The organism is Aliiruegeria lutimaris (assembly GCF_900099935.1).
Taxonomy (GTDB): Bacteria; Pseudomonadota; Alphaproteobacteria; order Rhodobacterales; family Rhodobacteraceae; genus Tropicimonas; species Tropicimonas lutimaris.
Map to the genome: position 1 here is coordinate 12,633 of NZ_FNEK01000047.1, position 20,500 is coordinate 33,132.

19 protein-coding genes are annotated in these 20,500 nt (G+C 63.8%); 8 read left to right on the forward strand and 11 right to left on the reverse strand.

Features of this window, described 5'->3' with window-relative positions; genetic code table 11:
* Window positions 1–96: 96 nt before the first annotated feature.
* From BLR85_RS18745 to BLR85_RS18760, 4 genes are all read left to right on the forward strand, one after another.
* A complete protein-coding gene (locus tag BLR85_RS18745) occupies window positions 97–1,617 on the forward strand; it encodes an ABC transporter ATP-binding protein (RefSeq protein WP_093160481.1) in 1,521 nt (506 codons plus the stop codon).
* On the forward strand, window positions 1,617–2,684 hold the full coding sequence (locus tag BLR85_RS18750; RefSeq protein ID WP_425284493.1) for an ABC transporter permease: 1,068 nt from the start codon (window positions 1,617–1,619) through the stop codon (window positions 2,682–2,684). Before BLR85_RS18745 ends, BLR85_RS18750 begins: the two co-directional genes overlap by 1 nt.
* Complete coding sequence (locus tag BLR85_RS18755) at window positions 2,681–3,625, forward strand: ABC transporter permease (protein ID WP_170844633.1); 945 nt, start codon at window positions 2,681–2,683, stop codon at window positions 3,623–3,625. Before BLR85_RS18750 ends, BLR85_RS18755 begins: the two co-directional genes overlap by 4 nt.
* A gap of 192 nt (window positions 3,626–3,817) precedes the next feature.
* Window positions 3,818–5,086: an amidohydrolase family protein gene (locus tag BLR85_RS18760; RefSeq protein ID WP_093160490.1), complete on the forward strand. Its 1,269-nt coding sequence runs from the start codon at window positions 3,818–3,820 to the stop codon at window positions 5,084–5,086.
* A 4-nt stretch (window positions 5,087–5,090) separates the two neighbouring features.
* Here BLR85_RS18760 and BLR85_RS18765 read toward each other — a convergent pair whose 3' ends face one another.
* The gene (locus BLR85_RS18765) at window positions 5,091–5,924 is read right to left on the reverse strand and encodes an HTD2 family dehydratase (RefSeq protein WP_093160494.1); all 834 of its coding nucleotides are present in this window, start codon (window positions 5,922–5,924) and stop codon (window positions 5,091–5,093) included.
* Between the two features lie 166 nt (window positions 5,925–6,090).
* Here BLR85_RS18765 and BLR85_RS18770 point away from each other — a divergent pair, with 166 nt between their 5' ends.
* Window positions 6,091–6,516 (forward strand): CBS domain-containing protein, encoded by a 426-nt coding sequence (locus tag BLR85_RS18770; RefSeq protein WP_170844634.1) that lies wholly within the window; start codon window positions 6,091–6,093, stop codon window positions 6,514–6,516.
* A gap of 58 nt (window positions 6,517–6,574) precedes the next feature.
* On the opposite strand, the gene katG is transcribed toward BLR85_RS18770, so the two are convergent.
* Window positions 6,575–8,791 carry a catalase/peroxidase HPI gene (katG, locus tag BLR85_RS18775; RefSeq protein WP_093160504.1) on the reverse strand — a complete coding sequence of 739 codons (2,217 nt, stop codon included), beginning with the start codon at window positions 8,789–8,791 and terminating at the stop codon, window positions 6,575–6,577.
* A 105-nt stretch (window positions 8,792–8,896) separates the two neighbouring features.
* Between katG and BLR85_RS18780 the strand changes: the two genes are divergently transcribed.
* The 3 genes from BLR85_RS18780 (at window position 8,897) to map (ending at window position 11,760) form a co-directional block, all read left to right on the forward strand.
* Window positions 8,897–9,790, forward strand: coding sequence for a hydrogen peroxide-inducible genes activator (locus BLR85_RS18780; RefSeq protein ID WP_093160508.1), 894 nt, complete (start codon window positions 8,897–8,899; stop codon window positions 9,788–9,790).
* Window positions 9,791–9,938: 148 nt separating this feature from the next.
* Complete coding sequence (locus tag BLR85_RS18785; RefSeq protein ID WP_170844635.1) at window positions 9,939–10,841, forward strand: GntR family transcriptional regulator; 903 nt, start codon at window positions 9,939–9,941, stop codon at window positions 10,839–10,841.
* A 70-nt stretch (window positions 10,842–10,911) separates the two neighbouring features.
* Window positions 10,912–11,760 (forward strand): type I methionyl aminopeptidase, encoded by an 849-nt coding sequence (map, locus tag BLR85_RS18790; protein WP_093160518.1) that lies wholly within the window; start codon window positions 10,912–10,914, stop codon window positions 11,758–11,760.
* A 185-nt stretch (window positions 11,761–11,945) separates the two neighbouring features.
* Here map and rsmD read toward each other — a convergent pair whose 3' ends face one another.
* The 9 genes from rsmD to BLR85_RS18835 all read right to left on the reverse strand — a co-directional run bounded on the left by rsmD (window position 11,946) and on the right by BLR85_RS18835 (window position 20,440).
* The gene (gene rsmD / locus BLR85_RS18795) at window positions 11,946–12,518 is read right to left on the reverse strand and encodes a 16S rRNA (guanine(966)-N(2))-methyltransferase RsmD (protein WP_093160524.1); all 573 of its coding nucleotides are present in this window, start codon (window positions 12,516–12,518) and stop codon (window positions 11,946–11,948) included.
* Entirely contained in the window at window positions 12,515–13,726 is a 1,212-nt protein-coding gene (locus BLR85_RS18800) for an NAD(P)/FAD-dependent oxidoreductase (RefSeq protein ID WP_093160528.1), read from the reverse strand. Before BLR85_RS18800 ends, rsmD begins: the two co-directional genes overlap by 4 nt.
* Before the next feature lie 75 nt (window positions 13,727–13,801).
* Complete coding sequence (locus BLR85_RS18805) at window positions 13,802–14,581, reverse strand: mechanosensitive ion channel family protein (protein ID WP_093160531.1); 780 nt, start codon at window positions 14,579–14,581, stop codon at window positions 13,802–13,804.
* 41 nt (window positions 14,582–14,622) lie between these two features.
* Window positions 14,623–14,916, reverse strand: coding sequence for a 4a-hydroxytetrahydrobiopterin dehydratase (locus BLR85_RS18810; protein ID WP_093160535.1), 294 nt, complete (start codon window positions 14,914–14,916; stop codon window positions 14,623–14,625).
* The gene (locus BLR85_RS18815) at window positions 14,913–16,097 is read right to left on the reverse strand and encodes a GNAT family N-acetyltransferase (RefSeq protein WP_093160587.1); all 1,185 of its coding nucleotides are present in this window, start codon (window positions 16,095–16,097) and stop codon (window positions 14,913–14,915) included. Before BLR85_RS18815 ends, BLR85_RS18810 begins: the two co-directional genes overlap by 4 nt.
* Before the next feature lie 51 nt (window positions 16,098–16,148).
* Complete coding sequence (locus BLR85_RS18820) at window positions 16,149–16,904, reverse strand: glycerophosphodiester phosphodiesterase family protein (protein WP_093160540.1); 756 nt, start codon at window positions 16,902–16,904, stop codon at window positions 16,149–16,151.
* Window positions 16,905–16,915: 11 nt separating this feature from the next.
* Window positions 16,916–17,380 (reverse strand): RidA family protein, encoded by a 465-nt coding sequence (locus tag BLR85_RS18825; RefSeq protein WP_093160545.1) that lies wholly within the window; start codon window positions 17,378–17,380, stop codon window positions 16,916–16,918.
* Window positions 17,381–17,402: 22 nt separating this feature from the next.
* Entirely contained in the window at window positions 17,403–18,707 is a 1,305-nt protein-coding gene (locus tag BLR85_RS18830; RefSeq protein WP_093160549.1) for an HlyD family type I secretion periplasmic adaptor subunit, read from the reverse strand.
* Entirely contained in the window at window positions 18,704–20,440 is a 1,737-nt protein-coding gene (locus tag BLR85_RS18835) for a type I secretion system permease/ATPase (RefSeq protein WP_093160554.1), read from the reverse strand. Before BLR85_RS18835 ends, BLR85_RS18830 begins: the two co-directional genes overlap by 4 nt.
* Between the last annotated feature and the right edge of the window lie 60 nt (window positions 20,441–20,500).

The following is a 20,500-nucleotide window of genomic DNA, read 5'->3' on the forward strand; positions in this document are numbered from 1 at the left end:
GTTGGGGGGATAACGATGGCATTGCCAGTCGCGCCTGTTCCGCATGCCCTCCCAGGGTCGGGCGCGGCCCTCATCGCTTCGGACACCCGTCACGAGATGACCACTTCAAAACCCGTCCTTTCGCTTCGCGGCATGACCAAGCGCTTTGGCTCTGTCGTTGCCGCCGACCATATCGACCTCGAACTCGCTCGCGGCGAGGTGTTGGCGCTTCTCGGTGAGAATGGCGCTGGCAAGACGACGTTGATGAACATGCTCTTCGGGCAATACACGGCCGATGCGGGCTCCGTGCATGTCTGGCACGAAGACGGCGCCGAGATCATCTTGCCGCCCGGCCAGCCGCAGGCGGCGATCGAGGCCAGGATCGGCATGGTGCACCAGCATTTCACGCTGGCCGAGAACCTCTCCGTCATCGACAATATCCTGCTCGGCACCGAGCGGCTGCTGCACCTCAATCGCAACCGACGCGCCGCCCGCGCGAAGCTCGAAGCGCTGATGATCCATTCCGGGCTGGAGGCTCCGCTCGACCGCAAGGTGCGCGACCTCTCGGTCGGCGAACGGCAGCGGGTGGAGATCCTAAAGGCGCTCTACCGCGACGTGCGCATCCTCGTGCTCGACGAACCCACCGCCGTTCTCACCCCGCAGGAGGCCGACACGCTCTTTGCCTCTGTGCGTTCCATGGTGGAAAACGGACTCTCGGTGATCTTCATCTCCCACAAACTGCGCGAGGTTCTTGCCTTCTCGGACCGGATCGCCGTGTTGCGCCACGGCAAGAAGACCGGCGAAATGCGCACCGCCGAGGCAGATACCGCCTCCATCATCCGGATGATGATCGGCGAGGAACATGATATGCCGGAACGTACGCCCGGAATGCCCGGTGACACGGTGGTACGGCTCGACAGCGTCTCGGTGCATCCCGAACGGGAGACCCGTGGGTTGCGGGATGTGACTCTCGATCTGCGGCGCGGCGAGATCGTGGGCATCGCCGGTGTCTCCGGCAATGGTCAGAGTGCGTTGGCGCAGATCCTTTCCGGCCTGCTGGCGCCGGATTCTGGGCGGATCGAGGTGGGCGGCGAAAGCCTCGCCGCATTGAACCCACGCACCGCGCTCGCGCATGGGATCGGGCGCATTCCCGAGGATCGCCACCATGACGGGATCATCGCTGCTTTGAGCGTGGCCGAGAATCTCGTGATCGAACGGCTGGACGACGCGGATGTGCAGCGCGGCGGTTTCCTGCGCCGCGCCTCCATGGCGGCGAATGCCGAGGCGCTGAGCGAAGCCTATGACGTGCGCGGCCCCGGCATCCATGCCCGCTCCGCGCTGCTTTCGGGCGGCAATATCCAGAAACTGATCCTGGCCCGCGTGCTTGAGACCCATCCTAGCGTGATCCTTGCCAACCAGCCGACGCGCGGGCTCGATTTCCGCGCCGCCGCCGAGGTGTCCCGCCGGCTCATCGCTGCGCGAGACCGGGGCGCGGGCATCATCCTGATTTCCGAGGATCTCGACGAGGTCCTCTCGCTCGCCGACCGCGTGCTGGTGATGCATGCCGGCGAGCTTGTCGAAACGGACAGCCGGGAGCGTGCCTCCATCGGCCAACTCATGGCAGGGCACGCCGCATGATCGAGATCGTTCCACGAGAGCAACCATCGCGGCGGCTGACTGCCGGTGTGCCGCTACTGGCGGCCATCGGCTCGCTGCTGCTGGCGGCCATCCCGCTCGCCTTTGCCGGTGCGCCGATCATCGAGGCCTACGGGCAGATGTTCACCGGCGTCTTCGGCTCGCTGTTTTCCTTCACCGAGATGCTGACGCGGGCCACACCGCTGATCTTCACCGGGCTGGCCGCCGCCGTCGCCTTTCGCGCTAAACTCTGGAATATCGGCGGCGAGGGGCAGCTCTATCTGGGCGCCATGGCCGCTGTCTGGGTCGGTTCAGGAATGATCGAGGGTCCACCCATTTTGATGGTGCCGCTGGTGCTGCTGGCGGGCGCCATCGCGGGCGGGCTGGGGATGCTTGGCCCGGCGGTGCTCAAGACACGTTTCGGCGCCGATGAGGTCGTGACCTCGCTGCTGCTGAACTTCATCATCCTGATCTTCGTGCAGATGATGCTGGAAGGGCCGCTGAAGGACCCGATGAGCCTCGGCTGGCCGCAATCGGAGCCGATCATCGACGAAGCCGTGCTGCCGCAGCTCATCGCCAAGATGCGCGTGCATGCGGGCTTCCTGCTGGCCATCGGCACCGCCGTCGTCGCGCATGTGATCATGGCGATGACCGTCTGGGGGTTGCGCATCCGCGCCGTGGGCGAGAATGCCGCCGCGGCGCGCCACGCCGGTATGCCGGTGAAGCGGATCTTCCTGGCGGTCGCCTTTGCCTCGGGCGCGTTGGCCGGAATTGCAGGTGTCTCGGAGGTCGCGGGGCTGAAGGGATACTTGACCACCGACCTCTCGCCGGGCTTCGGCTATACCGGCATCGTCGTGGCGATGCTCGCCGGCCTCTCGCCGCTCGGGGTCGTGGCAGCAGCACTCTTCATCGCCTCCGTCTTCGTCGGCACCGACTCCATGAGCCGGACGATGGGAGTCTCTTCCTTCCTCGCGGACCTTACGGTCTCCATGTCGCTCATCTGCGTGCTGCTGGGCGGTTTCTTCGCCCGTTTCCAGATCCGCCGTGTGCGGACGGAGGGCGCAGCATGATCGACCTTCTCCAGATTTTCCTCTCCGACAGCTTCTGGGCGGCGTCGCTGCGCATCGCCACGCCGCTGATCTTCGGCGTGCTGGGGGCGCTGATGTGCGAGCGTTCCGGGGTGCTGAACCTCGGCATCGAGGGTATCTTCGTCGTCGGCGCGATGATGGGCTGGCTCGTGGCCTACCTGACCGGCTCCCTCTGGCTGGGTGTGATCGCGGCGGCTCTCTCGGGTGGGTTGTTCGGCCTGTTTCACGCCATTCTGACGGTGCCGCTTGGCCTCTCGCAACACGTCTCTGGCCTTGGGATCACCATGTTCGCAACCGCGCTCATGTCCTTTGCCTACCGGACGATCTTTCCGCAGGTCGCCACCCCGCCGCGCATCGAACCCTTTCGCGCGCTCGACATCCCCGTGTTGTCGGACCTGCCCTTCCTCGGGCCGGTGCTCTTCCAGCAAACGGCGCTGACCTGGCTGGCGCTCGCAATGGTGGCGCTGGTCTGGTGGCTGATGGATCGCACGGCGCTCGGCGTCGCGATCAAGGCGGTGGGCGACAACCCGGACGCAGTGAACGCGCAAGGCCTGTCGGTGATGCGCCTGCGCATGGGCGCGGTGGTCGCTGGCTCGGCGCTGATGGCGCTTGGCGGGGCGTTCCTGACCATGTCCGCCTTCGACGCGTTCTTCTTCGGCATGGTCAATGGACGCGGCTGGATCTGTATCGCGCTGGTGATCTTTGCCAGCTGGCAGCCGGGCAAGGCGCTCCTCGGCGCGCTGCTCTTCGGCATGTTCGACGCGCTGCAGGTGCGCTTGCAGACCATGGCCGGCGCGGTCGTGCCGGGGCAGGTCTTCCTGATGGTGCCGTACGTGCTGTCGATTATCGCGTTGATCATTGCCGCGCGGAAGGCGGATTATCCGAGGGCGCTTTTGAAACCTTGGTTCAAGGGGCAGCGTTAGAAATGGCGCTCCGCTCGATCAGGTATCGCCGGGCGGCGTCCTACCCTCTCCCCAGGAGGGCGCATCGTAGACGTCCCGCACCGCACCATTGTATGGAGTGCCCGAACCGGGCCACATCTTTCATAGGCAGAATGCGCCCACCCAAGGTCGGGCGCCGCCCTTCTCACGCCAGCTTTTCAGTGGAGAACTGACATGCTCGACCTTCTCGTGAAAAACGCCACCCTGCCCGACGGCTCCACCGCCGATATCGCCTGCACAGGTGGGCTGATCTCGTCTATCGAACCGAACATCTCCGCCGACGCGTCGCAAACCATCGACGCCACGGGCCGCCTCGTGTCGCCGCCCTTTGTCGATCCGCATTTCCACATGGATGCCACGCTCTCGCTGGGCCGCCCGAGGATGAACGTCTCGGGCACCCTGCTCGAAGGCATCGCGCTCTGGGGCGAGCTGAAGGAGATCCAGACCGTGGACGAGATCGTCGCCCGCGCGCTGGATTACTGCGACATAGCCGTTTCCATGGGGATCGGCGCGATCCGCACCCATGTGGACACCTGCGATGACAAGCTCACCGGCGTGCAGGCGCTGATCGAAGTGCGCGAGAAGGTGAAGGATTATATTGACCTGCAACTCGTGGCCTTCCCGCAGGACGGTGTCCTGCGCGACCCAACGGCGATGACCAACACGGTCCGCGCGCTCGATATGGGCGTGGATATCGTCGGCGGCATCCCGCATTTCGAGCGTACCATGACTGATGGCGCCGAGTCCGTCCGCCTGCTTTGCGAGATCGCGGCTGAACGCGGGCTGATGGTAGACATGCATTGCGACGAGAGTGACGACCCGCATTCCCGCCACATCGAAACGCTGGCCTACGAGACGCAACGCCTCGGGTTGCAGGGCCGGGTTGCCGGATCGCACCTCACCTCCATGCATTCGATGGACAATTACTACGTCTCCAAGCTCATTGCGCTGATGACCGAGAGCGAGATGCGGGTTATCCCCAACCCGCTGATCAACATCATGCTGCAGGGGCGCCACGACACCTATCCCAAGCGCCGCGGCCAGACCCGTGTGCGCGAGCTGCGCGATGCGGGCATGACGGTCGGCTTCGGCTCCGATTGCGTGAAGGATCCGTGGTATTCACTGGGCCGCGCCGACATGCTGGACGTGGCGTCGATGGGGCTGCATGTCGGCCAGCTATCCAGCCGCGAGGACATGCGCTGGTGCTTCGACGCGGTCACGGTGAACTCTGCCGAGATCATGGGGCTGGAGGGCTACGGGCTCGCCAAGGGCAAGAAAGCCCATTTCGTCATCCTGCAAGCGCCCGATCCGATTGAAGCGATCCGCCTGCGCGCGACCCGTCTTGCCGTGATCCGCGCCGGCAAGGTCATTTCCGAGACCCCGGCCAGCACGGCGAAACTTACGCTGCCCGGGCGGCCGGCAGCGGTCGATCCCGGTCTCTGAGGCGCTACCCGGCGAATTCCACCCGAGCCGACATCGCCAAGGCGCCATCGGCCCGCTTTGCCCAAAGCTCGAACCCGTCACCCTCGGCGCGCCCCTCGATCCGGAAGGGCGCCATGCCGGCAATCGGGGCGAGGCCGCGAAAGGCAAAGCTGCGCGGTGTTCGCCCGGTGTGCCTGTGCGCAAGGTCGATCAGCAACGTTGCCGTTAGCGGGCCGTGAAAGACCAGCCCGTCATAGCCTTCGACCCTGCGGGCATAGTCCACGTCGTAATGGATGCGGTGGCCGTTGAAGGTGAGCGCGGAATAGCGAAACAGCATTACCTCGCTCGGTACGACTTCCTCCGACACGTCCGCTCCGTCAGGCGCCGGCCGCAGAACCGGCGGCGGCGCATCCGGCGACGGATCTTCCCGATAGACGATGTCATGATCTTCGGTCAGGGCGAGGCGGTCACCGTCGAATATCTCGTGCCGGACAGTCACGAAACAGAGCTTTCCGCTCCGCCCGTCCTTCTGGACGATATCGGTGATCGTGGAAACCTTGCGGGCGGGTTGGCCCAGCCGCAGCGGCAAATGGAACTCGAACCGTCCGCCGGCCCACATGCGCCGCGGCAACGCCACGGGCGGCAGAAAGCCCCCCTTTTTCGGGTGCGAGTCGCGCCCAAGCTGCGATGTCGGATGCGCCTGCAGGAAATAGAGCCAGTGCCGGAGCGGCGGCAGAATATCCCCATCCAACAGGTCAGGGTCGCGGTCCAGCGTCGCCTGCATGAAGCGGGCCGGTTGCAGTTGAAGAATGTCGCGCAGTTCCTCCTGCCGGCCAAGCCAAGCCTGAATATCCGTCATGCGTGCGGGTCCTCCTCGGCGACAGTCTTTCGCGGTTGACGTGCGCAGGCAACCCTGCCCGACAGCACCGAACAGATCTCGACAGTCCCCGATATGCCGGCTTGCCTAAATGCAGCGTGGTTTCCATACTCGACCGGCCGGGGAGATGGTTGAGGGGCACGGGACGATGGGCACCACCATTCGCGAAATTCTGGGAAATCGGCCGGTTCGCGCGGTTACGCCGGAGACAACGATGCAGGAGGCTGCCAGGATGATGGCAGAGCATGGCGTCGGCGCGCTCGCGGTGGTGGAGGGCGACCGGCTCGTCGGCATCCTGAGCGAGCGTGACATCGTGTTTCGCGGTGTCGGCGCCGGGGAGGAAAAAGGGCAGACCCTTGTGTCGGAGATCATGACCGCTGCGCCGGTGACGGTCGATATCGAAGATCCGATTTCCGATGCGCTGGCGATGAAGCTGGGCAATGCGTTCCGGCATCTGCCGGTGATGGAGGAAGGGCGCCTCGTGGGCCTGCTCTCCTATCGCGACATTCCGACGGAATACGTGATTTTGTATGAGCGTTTCCGTGAAATGTCTGGCGCGAATTCAGATAAGTAATTGAAAAGAGGCGCGCCCGTTTCCGAACGCGCCCCTCGATACTTTCACGCGGTTCAGATCACTTCAGATCGAAACGGTCGGCATTCATCACCTTGTTCCAGGCGGCGACGAAGTCCTGCACGAAGGCTGCTTCGGACCCGTTCTGGGCATAGACCTCGGCCAACGCGCGCAGTTGCGAGTTCGAGCCGAAGACGAGATCGACGCCGGTGCCGGTCCATTTCAGCTCGCCACTCTTACGGTCGCGCCCTTCGAACAGGTTGTCCTCGCCGGCAACAGGTGCCCAGACCGTACCCATGTCGAGCAGGTTGACGAAGAAATCCGTGCTCAGCGCGCCGGGGCGGTCGGTAAAGACGCCATGGCAGCTTTCGGGAGCGGAGATCCCGATCGTCCGCAGGCCACCGACCAGAACGGTCATTTCCGGGGCCGAGAGCGTCAGGAGTTGCGCCTTGTCGACGAGCAGTTCCGCCGCCGGGATGGTGAAGGACGTGCGCTGGTAGTTGCGGAAACCGTCCGCTTCCGGCTCCAGGTAGGCGAAGGACTCGACATCCGTCTGCTCCTGGCTGGCATCGGTCCGACCGGGGGTGAAGGGCACCTCGACCGCGTGGCCGGCTTCCTTCGCCGCCTTTTCGATGCCAGCGGCCCCGCCCAGAACGATCAGGTCGGCCAGCGACACTTTCTTGCCACCGCTTTGCGCGGCGTTGAACTCCGCCTGGATGCCTTCGAGAGCTTCCAGAACCTTGGCCAGACGCTCGGGCTGGTTTGCGGCCCAGTCCTTCTGCGGAGCCAGGCGAATGCGGGCGCCATTGGCCCCGCCGCGCTTGTCCGAGCCGCGGAAAGTGGAGGCCGAGGCCCAGGCGGTGAACACCAGGTCCGGCACGGTCAGCCCGGAGGCGAGGATCGTCTGCTTCAGCGCCGCGATGTCATCGGCATTGACCAGCTCGTGATCGACCGCCGGAATCGGATCCTGCCAGATCAGGTCCTCGGCGGGCACCTCGGAACCGAGATAGCGCGCTTTCGGCCCCATGTCGCGGTGGGTCAGCTTGAACCAGGCGCGGGCAAAGGCGTCGGCGAACTCTTCGGGGTTCTCGTGGAACCGCTTGGAGATCGGGCCGTAAATCGGGTCCATCTTCATTGCCATGTCGGCGGTGGTCATGATGATCGGCACGCGCTTGGAGGGATCCTCGGCATCCGGCGCCATGTCCTCGGGCTTGATGTCCTTCGGCGTCCACTGCCATGCGCCGGCCGGGCTCTTCACCAGCTCCCACTCATAGCCGAGCAGAACGTCGAAATAGCCGTTGTCCCACTGGGTCGGGTTCGGCGTCCAGGCACCTTCGATACCGGAGGTGATGGCGTCGCGGCCCTTGCCGGAACCATAGGCGGACTTCCAGCCGAAGCCCATTTCCTCCACTGGCGCCGCTTCCGGCTCGGGGCCGACAAGCGCGGCGTCACCGGCGCCATGGGTCTTGCCGAAAGTGTGGCCGCCGGCGGTGAGCGCGACGGTCTCCTCGTCGTTCATTCCCATCCGGGCGAAGGTCTCGCGGATATCGGCGCCGGAGGCGAGCGGGTCGGGGTTGCCGTCCGGCCCTTCCGGGTTGACGTAGATCAGGCCCATCTGAACGGCGGCGAGCGGGTTCTCGAGGTCACGTTCGCCGGAATAGCGGCTGTTGGCCGCGTCCGATGTGGCGAGCCATTCTTCCTCGGCACCCCAGTAGACGTCCTCTTCCGGCTCGTAGACATCCGCGCGGCCGCCACCGAAGCCGAAGGTCTTGAAGCCCATGCTCTCCAGCGCGACATTGCCGGCGAGAATGTAGAGGTCGGCCCAGCTCAGCGCGTTGCCGTATTTCTGCTTGATCGGCCAGAGCAGGCGGCGTGCCTTGTCGAGGTTGCCATTGTCCGGCCAGGAGTTGAGCGGGGCGAAACGCTGCTGGCCCGAACCGCCGCCGCCACGGCCATCGGCCGTCCGGTAGGTGCCGGCGCTATGCCAGGCCATGCGGATCATCAGGCCGCCGTAATGGCCGTAATCGGCCGGCCACCAATCCTGCGAATCGGTCATTAGCGCCGTGAGGTCCGCCTTCACTGCCGCCAGGTCGAGTTTCTGGAACGCGTCCGCATAGTCGAAATCAGCGCCCAACGGATTCGTCGCAGGCGCATTCTGGTGCAATATCCGTAGGTTAAGCTGGTTCGGCCACCAGTCGCTATTGGAACGCATACCTACATTGGTGGTGCCGTGCATGACGGGGCATTTGCCGGTGTTCGGGGCGTCGTTGCCGTCCATCTTGATCTCCCTGATTTGTCATGAGTTCCTGTTCGATGACGAAACTAGCAGGGAAGAATGATTAAAGGAAATTGCATTAACTCATCGATGTGATAATTTGAAACTATGATAAATCTCACTCTGAAACAGCTCCGCTACTTCGAAGCACTGTCCCGTCACGGCCATTTCGGGCGTGCCGCCGAGGCCTGCTCCATTTCGCAACCGGCGCTTTCCGTTCAGATCCGGGAAATGGAAGAAACCTTGGGAACAACGCTTTTCGACCGCAGCACGCGACGGGTCCGACTGACCGGGATCGGCGAGGAAGTGGCTCTGAAAACGCGGGAAATCCTTCGTTCGGTGGATGAGTTGGGGGACCTGGCGCGGCGCGCGCATCACGGCCTGATCGGGAGGTTCCGCCTTGGCGTGATCCCGACCATCGCGCCCTACCTGTTGCCGCGCCTCGTGGCGAGCCTGTCGCAAACCCATTCCGGGCTGGACATCCGCGTCCGCGAAACCCTGACCCAGACCCTGATCGCGGAGCTGGCCGAAGGGGCGCTCGACGCGGCCATCGTTGCGCTGCCGGTTTCGGAACCCACGCTGACCGAGGTTCCGCTCTTCTCGGAAAACTTCGTCCTCGTCCGGCCGCGCGAAGATGCCGACAAGCCCGTTCCCGACTCGGAGGGAATGCGGGAAATGAAGCTGCTCCTGCTGGAGGAGGGGCACTGTTTCCGGGATCAGGCGCTGGCCTTTTGTGCAACGTCAACCGCGAGGCCGCGCGAAATGCTCGACGCCAGCTCGCTCTCGACGCTGGTGCAATTGGTGGGGGCCGGGATGGGGGTGACGCTCATTCCCGAGATGGCCGTCGGCGTCGAGACCGGCGCCGCCCCGGTGAGCGTGGCCGAATTTCCCGCGCCCGGCCCTTCGCGAACAATCGGCATGATCTGGCGCAAGAGCAGCCCGCTGGACGCGCAACTCCGGCATATCGCCGAGGAGGTCCGGCAAGCGGCAGTATCGCGCTAGCGCCGGTTTTCTGCTTTTATTCGAGAAAGGACATTGACGGCCGGCGGACGAAAATCCTACTCACAAAATGCAACGAAGGGATGGGCCGGCTGAGCGCAGTGTGGGCCTTTGCGCCTGTTCCGCGATTGCACCGAGCATTGGAGGCACCATGCCGCGCAGCAGCGCCGTCTACAAGGAAAGCTATAATCGCTGCCTTGAGGCCATTGCCGAAATCGGAACAGGCGGCAACCTGCCGCCCGAAACCGAAATCGCCGAGACATGGGGTATTTCCCGCACGACCGTCCGGGCAGTGCTGAAAAGGCTGAGCAAGACCGGAATCATCGACTGGGAGGGCCGGCGCAAGGCGATCCTGCGGCTGCCGCACAGCGAAGATTTCTTTACCAGCGAGGAAACGATCACCACGGCGGAAAAGGTCGAAACCGCGTTCATGGAGTTGATCCTTGGTGGCGACCTCGCCCCTGGCACGATCCTGCGAGAGAGCGAACTGGCCCGATCCTTCGGCACCAGCCCGTCGGCGGTGCGTGAGTTCCTGATCCGGTTTTCCCGTTTCGGCCTGATCGAGAAGGAACCCAACCGCCATTGGGTTCTGCGCGGCTTCACCCGCAGTTTCGCCGAGGAGTTGTTCGACGTGCGCGAGCTTTTCGAGCAGCGCGCCTTTGACCAGATGCTCGAACGTGGCCCCGAAGACAGGACCTGGAAGGCGCTCGTCGCCTTGCAGGCAGAGTTCGAACGCATTTCCGCGGATATCGAAAACCGCTACATGGAATTCCCGCGGATGGACGAGGCGTTCCACAAATTGCTGTTCGAACAGCTTCAGAACCGCTTCGTGGAGGATTTCTTTGGCGTCGTCACCATGGTCTTTCACTACCACTACCGGTGGCGGAAATCGGGGGAGTTGACGCGCAACCGGCTCGCGACGCGCGAACATCTGGAGATCATTGCCGCCTTGCGGGAGGGGGACCGGCAAAAGGCGCGGGATGCCTTCGCGCGACATCTGCAATCGGCCCGAACCTCGCTGCTGGAATCGGTTCACTGGGAGGAAGAGGGTTGAAACCGGGCCTGTCCCGCGGGCCGCGCTTTGCCGCTGCAGCACGATCTGGCATTTCCGGTGCGATATCCCTATGTTCCGCGAGACTGAAACGATCAAGACAGAGGGCAACGTGGACGATACCCGCGCACGGCTGACCAAGGATGGAATTCGGCTCTACGAGACGTCGGATTTTCCGGGAATGCATGCGGCAGGCCGGCTGGCTGCCGAGATTCTGGACCGTGTGGCGCCGCTCGTGGTGCCCGGCCAGACGACTGCTGCCATCGACAAGGCTGTAGAGGACATGGTCACCGAGGCCGGAGCGACCTCGGCCACGATCGGTTACAAGGGCTACAAGCACGCCACCTGCATCAGCGTAAATCATGTCGTCTGCCACGGCATCCCGAGCGACAAGACACTGCGTGACGGAGATATCCTGAATATCGATGTCACGGTCATCGTCGATGGCTGGTTCGGCGATACCAGCCGGATGTACGTGGCCGGCAAGATGTCCCGCAAGGCGGAGCGCCTCGTTCAGGTGACGCATGACGCGCTGTTCAAGGGGATCGAGGCTGTGAAGCCGGGCAACACCTTCGGCGATATCGGCTACGCGATCCAATCCTATGTCGAAGGCCAGCGGATGAGCGTGGTGCGCGATTTCTGCGGTCACGGGCTGGGCCGCGTTTTCCATGCTCCGCCCAACGTGCTCCATTACGGACGCCCCGGCACCGGCCCGACGCTGGAAGAGGGGATGATCTTCACCATCGAGCCGATGGTCAATCTCGGCCGTCCCGAGACCAAGGTGCTTGCCGATGACTGGACCGCGGTGACGCGGGACAAGTCCCTCTCGGCCCAGTTCGAGCATTCCATCGGCGTGACGGCGGACGGCTTCGAGATCTTTACCCTGTCGCCGGCGGGCAAGTTCCACCCGACCTGGGAATAAATGTTCCACCTGGAACAGGGTTTCCCGAGAGTCCCCGGGGGAAGCCGAGAGGCCAAACCATGTGAGGCCGGTCCCTCCTGTGCCTTCCAGTAATCCCGATTAACCTTAGTTTTCGTTAAGGTTAATCGGTTGTGAAGGGTGGGCTGGAAGGGCTTCGTGTTCGGATGATCGGGAGCCAGGTAAGCCTATTCGAGCGCGTCCGATGGTGCCCGCAGGATCGTGATATGCGTGTCGCCATATTCCCGGCGGTCCAGCAGTTCGAACCCGTCGGGCGGCAGCTGCGGTGCATTCTCTTCCCAGACAATCAGCGCTCCGGATGCGAACCAGCCACCTTCGACACAGGAGGCTATCGCGCGCTCCCCGAGCCCCTTTCCATAAGGTGGGTCGAGAAAAACGAGGTCGAAACCCGGCCCCCGATTCACGCCCATCCGGGTCGCGTCGCGCCGATAGAGCTTGGTTGTGCCATAGGCGCGGAGCTTCTCGATATTCTCTCGCAGGAGCGCGCGCGCCTTGGCGCCTTCGTCGATGAAGGTCACCTGCGCCGCGCCGCGCGAGAGCGCTTCCAGTCCAAGCGCGCCCGTGCCGGCGAACAGGTCCAGCACCCGCGCATCTGGAACCGGATCGCCGTGGCCATGCGCCAGCAGGTTGAACAGGCTCTCGCGCACGCGGTCCGAGGTGGGCCGCAGATGCGCCGCCGAATCGCCTTTGCCGACCGAGGCAAGTGCCAGCCCCTTGTTCTTTCCGCCGATGATCCTCATCCGCGCATCAGTGCCTTCAGATCGGTGGCAGGGTCGGCCAGCGCCGCCGGATCTGCGCTCCGGCCGCCATCGATCAGACGCTTGCCGACCATGTAGGCGCGCGGATCGTTCATCGCGTCTACGGCCAGCAGGGCGTTGCCGGCGAAATACCAGTGCGAGGCAGATCCTTCCTTCTCGCCCGGACGCACCACGATCCGGTCAAAGCCGGTGTTGAGCCCGGCGATCTGCAGCTTCACGTCGTACTGATCGGACCAGAACCAGATCTTCGGATCGTATTCCGCCTCGGCGCCGAGCATGTTGGATGCGACCAACTCCGCTTGATCGATTGCGTTCTGGACGCTTTCCAGACGGATGCGCTGTCCGCGCCAGGGGAAGGAGGCGCAGTCCCCGGCGGACCAGATATGCGGATCCGACGTGCGCCCCATCGCGTCCACAGCGATGCCGTTGTCGAGCGTGAGCCCCGCCGCCTCGGCCAGTTCGGTCGCGGGGGAAATTCCGACACCGACGATCACCAGATCTACAGCAATCTCGGTTTCATCGCTCAGAACAGCGCCGGAAACGCGCCCTTCGCCGGTCAGCCGTTCCAGCCCGGTTGCCTCGCGGATATCCACGCCGTGGGAGCGGTGCAGGGTGCGGAAATAGTCCGAGGTCTCCGGCGCGGCGACCCGTTGCAGGATCCGTTCGGCCATCTCGACCAGCACCACGTCCAGCCCCAACTTGCTGGCCACCGCGGCGGCCTCCAGCCCGATATAGCCGCCACCCACGATCAGCACGCGCTTGCCCGCCACCATTTCCGGGGCGAGCCGGTCAATATCGCGCAGGGTGCGGACAACGTGGACGCCTTCCAGTAATCCGCCAATCGCCGGCGGCAGGCGTCGGGGCACGGAGCCGGTCGTCAGAGCGAGATGCTCATATTCCAGCGTCTCGGCGCCCAGAACGATCTTTCGGTCCGCGGCGTCAATGGAATCCACCCGGCAATCGGTGCGCAGGGTGATGTCGTTCTCGGCATAAAAGCTCTCGGGCCGCAGGTAGAGGCGTTCCAGTTCCATCTCGCCCAGCAGGTATTTCTTGGACAAGGGCGGGCGTTGATAGGGCGGGACATGCTCCTCGCCGATCAGCGTCACCTCGCCCGTGTAGCCCGACATGCGCAGCTTCGCCGCGAGAGAGGCCCCGGCCTGTCCGGCACCCACGATCACGATCCCCGGCATGGACAACCCTCCCCGCTGTTTGGTGTTGGGGGGAACCTACAGCCGGTGTCGCTGAATGCAATCGCTTCCGGGCGATCACATATCGCGATTGATCTGCAATTGCGTGGGGAAGGGGATGTCGATGCCCGCCGCGTCGAACGCTTCCTTTGCCTGACGCGTCAGCTGGAACTTCAGATCCCAGTAATCGGGCGCATCACACCAGACCCGTACCGTGAAATCCACCGAGCTGTCGCCCAGGTTCGTCACCTTCACGAAAGGCTCCGGGTCCTTCTTGAAACGTTCCTCGGCGGCGATCAGCCCGTTCAGGATCTCCTCCGTCTTCTTCAGGTCGCTGTCATAGGCGACACCGAAGACAAGATCGACGCGGCGGGTGTCATGCGCCGAATAGTTGATGATGGAAGAGGACCAGACATCGCCATTCGGAATGATGATCTGCACGTTGTCCGGCGTGGCCAGTTCTGTCGTGAACAGCGTGATCTGCTTCACGGTCCCGGAATGCCCGGCGACCTGGATGAACTGGCCGAGGTTGAAGGGACGGAACACGACCAGCATGACCCCGGCGGCGAGGTGCCCCAGTGTTCCCTGCAAGGCAAGACCGATGGCGATACCGACCGAACCGATGGCCGCGGCCAGCGAGGTGGTCTGGATGCCGAAGGTACCCAGCACGAAGATGCCGGCAAAGACCAGGATCGCCCAGCGGGTGACGCTGGCAATGAAACGCGCCAGCATCGGGTCGAATTTTTCGTTCTGCTCGGGCAGTTTGAGGATGCGCTGCGATATGAAGCCGCTCAACCAGATGCCGCCAATGGCCGTGACGAGCGCCAGAAGCGCGTTCATGAGAATCTGTTCATCCATCTCGGAAATCCCCTTTCTTCAAACTCTGATCGGCCACCCGATCAGGAGCGGCCAGCTTCTTCGTCCATCTTCCGGGCAAGCGTGACATCCAGCGCGCTCAGCCCGCCAGCATCATGTGTCGTCAAGGCGACCCGCACGCGGCGATAGACATTTTCCCATTCCGGGTGATGGTTCATCTTTTCGGCATGAATGGCAACACGTGTCATCCAGCCGAAAGCGGTGATGAAATCGGCGAAAAGGAAAGTCTTCGTCAGGGCGTCGCCATTTTTGTCAAGCTTCCAGCCACCATCCAGCAGCTGTTCCAACGCGGTGCGATCGGTCAGTTTGTCGGTCAATCGTGATCCTCCCCTGTCTGGCGAAACGGTCCGTAGCTGGTGAGGATCTCGATCTCCTCGTCCACGGCTTTCGCTTCGGCGTCGAGAAACTGCGCGATTGCCCTGCCAAATCCCGGATCGGCCACCCAATGCAGCGAATGGGTCGGCACCGGCAGGTAGCCACGTGCGAGCTTGTGCTCCCCTTGCGCGCCAGCCTCGACTGTTTCCAGTTGGTGTTCAATTGCGTAGTCGATGGCCTGATAGTAGCACAATTCGAAATGAAGGCAGGGGTGATGCTCCAATGCACCCCAGTAACGTCCGAAGAGCGACTGCCTGCCGATGAAGTTCAGCGCCCCGGCGACGTTTCGGCCGTCGCGTTCGGCGAGGACAAGCAGGATGTCGTCGCGCAGGGTTTCATGCGCGATGTCGAAAAACGCCCGCGTGAGGTAAGGGCTGCCCCATTTGCGGCTGCCGGTATCCTGGTAGAAGGCCCAGATATCGTTCCAATGGGAGCGTTCGATCTCGTCTCCGGTCAGGCGGCGGATCGTGCCGCCAAAGGCCCGTGCCATGGCCCGCTCCTTGCGGATATTCTTGCGCTTGCGAGAGGAGAGCGCAGCGAGAAAGCCGTCGAAACTCTCGTATCCGGCATTTTCCCAATGAAACTGCTGACCGCGGCGGTGCATCAGGCCCATCTGGTGGCCAGCCGCGGCTTCGTCGGCAGTGCAGAAGGTGACGTGGAGCGAGGACATGTGGTTGTTTGACGTCAGCTGCACCGCGGCCTGTACCAGCGCGGGCATGCCGATCGCCTCCGCCCCCGGCTTGACGAGAAAACGCCGCCCCGTGACCGGCGTGAATGGCACGGAGAGTTGCATCTTCGGGTAATAGGCGCCGCCGGCATTCTCATAGGCATGGGCCCAGGAGTGGTCGAAGACATACTCGCCCTGGCTGTGCCCTTTCGCGTAGAGCGGCGCGCAGGCAATGAGTTCGCCATCGCGGCGCGCGGCGAGATAGGAAGGCTGCCACCCGGAACCGGGACCGACGGAGCCGCTGTCTTCCAGAGCTTTCAGGAAGCGATGTGTCGTGAACGGGTCGACAGGGCGAAACCCGTCGGCCGCCTCCGGGCAGGCACAGCCATCCCAGTCGGACGCCGGGATGGCGCCGATGGAAGGCAGGAGTTCTACGTCTATCGCGGTTTCGCTCATGGGCATCCGGTTGGTGGCTTCGCCGCAGGTTTGCCCGTCGAGGGCACGGGATCAACCCGGGCGATAGCCTTCGAAGGTCACATTGTCGGCAATCTCGCGTGCGGCGATTTCCGCCTGAACCGAACGAATTGTCCAGCACAGTACGGGCAGCCCCGATTGCTTGATCTCCAAAACGCGATCCGCGTGGAGGTCCTGTGCGTCATGGCTGATGAATTTGGCCTCCGCCGCCGCGAGATCGGGGATGCCGGCCAGCCTTGCGAGCGTGGGTTCAGGGACGCCGGGCCAATCCTCCGGTAAAAAGGCACTTGTTGTCAGCCCTCTACAGGTGTCGGGCGCCAGCCGGCCGAGCGCGATCATCGAATGTGGGTTGAAGGACATGAAGGCGATCGGCCCGTGATATCCAACGAGATCTTGAACGACGGCCTGCTCCAATTGGCCGACATTCGGGCCGAGTTCGCCATCCTGATCCTTGATTTCCACCAGTAAAGGTACGCGGCCGTTCACCAGCTCCAGGATCTCGGCGAATGTCGGGATGCCCTCGTCGCCGCCCTTGAGCGGAATAGAGGCCAGTTCGGCAGCGCTCCGTTGCCGGAGCGCCCCGCTTTCGGCCGTCAGGCGCTGCAACGCATAGTCGTGAAACACCATCGCGCGCCCATCGGCGGACAATTGCAGATCGATCTCGATGCCGTAGCCCGCGGCGACGGCCGCGCGCACGGATGCGCGGGAGTTCTCCGGCCGTCCGTCGTCCACATCGTGCAAGCCACGATGCGTCAACGGACGGGCGAGAAAGTCCGGATGTAATTCCATGTCCGTACTCGTCAGCTGATTTGGAAGATCGCCTCGATCTCGACCGCAACGCCAAAGGGCAGCGAGGCGGCCGAGACGGCGGAACGCGCATGCCGGCCAGCATCGCCAAGCGCCTCCACGAGGAAATCCGAAGCCCCGTTCACGACCTTGGGCTGGTCGCCGAAATCGCCGGTGGAATTGACGAAACCGGTCAGCTTGACCACGCGCTTGAGCCGGTCCAGGTCGCCGCCGCAGGCCGCCTTGCACTGCGCCAAAAGCGCGATCGCGCAGCTTTTTGCTGCTGCCGCTGCCGCCTCGACTTCCATGTCGGCCCCGAGTTTGCCGATGATCAGCCCGTCCGGTCCGCTGCACACCTGGCCCGAGACATAGACCATGTCACCGACCTGCACGAAGGGCACGTAATTGGCGGCGGGGGCCGGGGCGTCCGGAAGGGTGACGCCGAGTTCGGCAAGGCGGGCTTCGATGGTGCCGGGCATTGGCAGGCTCCTTACGGCGGCCTCAGCTCTCGCGGAAGGCCTTGTTGAAATAGTCCGTGAACGGCTTGACCAGATAGGCCAGAGGCGAGCGTTCGCCGGTCCGGATATAGGCCTCCACCGGCATGCCGGGAAGTACTTCCTTGCCTTCGCCCAGCTTTTTGATCTCGTCCTCGTCCAGGACGATTTCGCAGCGATAAAACGATTGGCCACTGCGCTCGTCGGAAAAGGCATCCGCCGAGATCCTGAAAACCCGCCCTCCGAGTTCCGGGGTTCGGCGCGAGTCGAAGGCGGGGAAGCGTAGGGTCACCTCCTGACCGACAAAAACTTCATCGACATGCAACGGATCTATGCGGGCCGTGATCACCAGTGGACGATCCTGCGGGACGATATAGGCAACGGGTTCCGCCGCGCGAATCACCGAGCGCGGCGTGTTGACGACCAGCCCGTGAACGATCCCGGCCGCCGGCGCGGCAATTTCCAGCCGAGAGAGGCGCTTGCCTAGCGAATGCCGGCGCTCGTTCAACTCCACGATGCTGGATTTGAGATCCCGCAATTGCGAGATTGCCTCTTCCCGCCGGTCGGTTTCAAGCTTCAGGATCTCGATATCCATCTCGGTCATGCGCCCGAGGGTTTCGGCCCGGCTGGCGGCCAGTTCGCCGAGTGAGCCGGCGAGCCCGGACCGCTCCCGCTGCAGGGACAAGACGCGCGAGGCCTGGGCCAGCCCCTTGTCCAGCAGGTGCTGCTGGTCCTGAAGCTCCTGCCCTATAAGGGACAACTGCTCCGTGAGAGCCGTTCGTTGCGCATCGATCCCGTCGACCTGGCTTTCGATCTGTTGTCGTCGGCGCGCCAGTTGATCGGCTTCTTTCTGCAGTGTTCCCAGTCTCGCCTGAAAAAGCCGTGTCTGCCCCGCCACAAGATCCGCGATCTCCGAACGGGTGCTGGCCGCGGCAAGAAGCTCGGCGGGGTAGGTGATCTCCTGCGCGCCATCCCTTTCGGCCTCGAACCGTCCGGCGCGGGCCATAAGCTCGAAGACCTGTCCCTCGACAATTGTCAACTCCGACCGCAGCTCGGAATCCTCCAGCTCGATCAGCTTCTGCCCGGCCCCAACGCGGTCCCCTTCCTGCACCAGCAGCCGCTTGACGATCCCACCGTCGAGATGCTGCACGACCTGCCGGTGTTGATCGACTTCGACATGACCGGAGGCGACCACGGCGCCGGCGATCCGGCTCGTCAACGACCAACTCCCGAACCCGCCCAGAAGCAAGGCGATCGAAATCAGGCCTAGCCAGAGCGGAAAGCGCGCGCTCATGCGGCTACGACGGTTCATTGAATGCCCCCCTTGCCCTTGAATGCATGGATCTGCTTGGCATTGCGGACGGTGTCGCGCAGGACCTCGTCCCTGGGCCCGAAGGCGCGCCGAATTCCGTTATCGAGCACCAGAAGCAGGTCGCATTCGCGGATGGCAGCGGGGCGATGGGCCATGATGATGACCGAACGATTCTCCTCCTTGATCTGGCGGATGGCCCGGTTCAGTGCCTCGGAACCCTCATTGTCCAGGTTGGAATTCGGCTCGTCCAGAACCACGATGCACGGGTCGCCATAGAGCGCGCGGGCCAGCCCGAGCCGCTGGATCTGCCCGCCCGAGAGCCGGTTCGACGCGGCCTTGAGCGGGGTGTCATAGCCGTTCGGCAGCTTGAGAATCATATCGTGCGCGTCGGCCTTGCGCGCAGCCGCGACCACCGCTTCCGCATCCGGGCTCGCGGAGAGGCGGGCGATGTTCTCGGCAATCGTACCGTCGAACAGACGGATCCGTTGCGGCAGGTAACCGATATGCTGGCCAAGCACATCGGGGTCGTATTGCTCCAGCGCCGCACCATCGAGGCGTATCTTGCCGCCGGCGCAGGGCCAGACACCGGTTAAGGCGCGCGCCAGCGTGGTCTTGCCGGAGCCAGAGGGGCCAATGACGCCCATGGCCTGCCCTGGCGGCAGTTGGAAACTGACCATGCGCAGGGTGGCCTGGTTTTCTCCGGGTGGAATGATCGTTGCCTGCAGCGCCTCAAGCTGCGCTGCGGGTTTGGGAAGCGCCGTGCGCTTTGTCTCTGGCGGCACGCGGCCCAGCAATTGGGACAGGCTGCGCCAGCCACGCGTCATGCGTTGATAGGATTCCCATTGTCCGACCGCGAGCTCCACCGGGGCAAGAGCGCGCCCGAGCAGGATGGAACCGGCGATCATCGCCCCCCCGGTCAACTCGTGTTGCAGGACGAGATACGCCCCCAGCCCCAGCATGGCCGATTGCAGCAGCAACCTTAGCGCCTTGGAGGCCGCCGTATAGGTGCCCGCCCTGTCTGCGGCGGCCAGCATCGTGCGCAGGCTCCTGGAGCGCGCCTTTTGCCAGCGTTCGAAGGTCGCCGCGCGCATTCCGAGTGCCTCGACCGTCTCTGCCTCGTCCAGGATCTGGCCCGAGATCCGTTCGGCTGACAGGCTGGCCTGCGTCGCCTCTGCCAGCGGGTGCCGGATGCGGGCCTGGTTCAGGCCCGTGAGCGCGACCAGCAGGATGCCGCCACAGATCGCGAGCCCGCCCAGCCAGGGATGAAAGACATAGATCGCCAGAAGAAAGACCGGCGTCCATGGCAGGTCGAACAACGCCATTGCTGCCGGGGAGCCGAAAAACCTCTGGATATTCTCGAGGTCGCGCAGGCGCGCAGCGGGCGCGGTCGCCCCCGGCGCGTCTGTCTCCCGCCGGATTGCTGCGGTGAAGACGCGTTGATCCAGCCGGGCCTGGAAGCGGGCGCCGATGCGGGCCATGACCCGACCTCGGGCATAGTCCAGCAGGCCCATCATCGCGTAGAGGAACACAACGAGCGCCGAGAGGGCGAGCAGGGTTGCTTCCGAGCGGGAGCTGAGCACTCGATCGTAGATCTGCAGCATGTAGAGCGGGCCTGTCAGCATCAACAGGTTGACAAAAATGGAAAAAACGAAGGCGGCGAGGAGAAGGCTGCCGCTCTGCCGGCGGATCCTGCGCAACTCGCGCCGGCCTGTTTCGATGTCGGATTCGCGCATATTCGCCTTCCAGTCGCTTTCGGACGTTGTTTCTGGACGCTGCCGCGGCTAGTTTCCCTA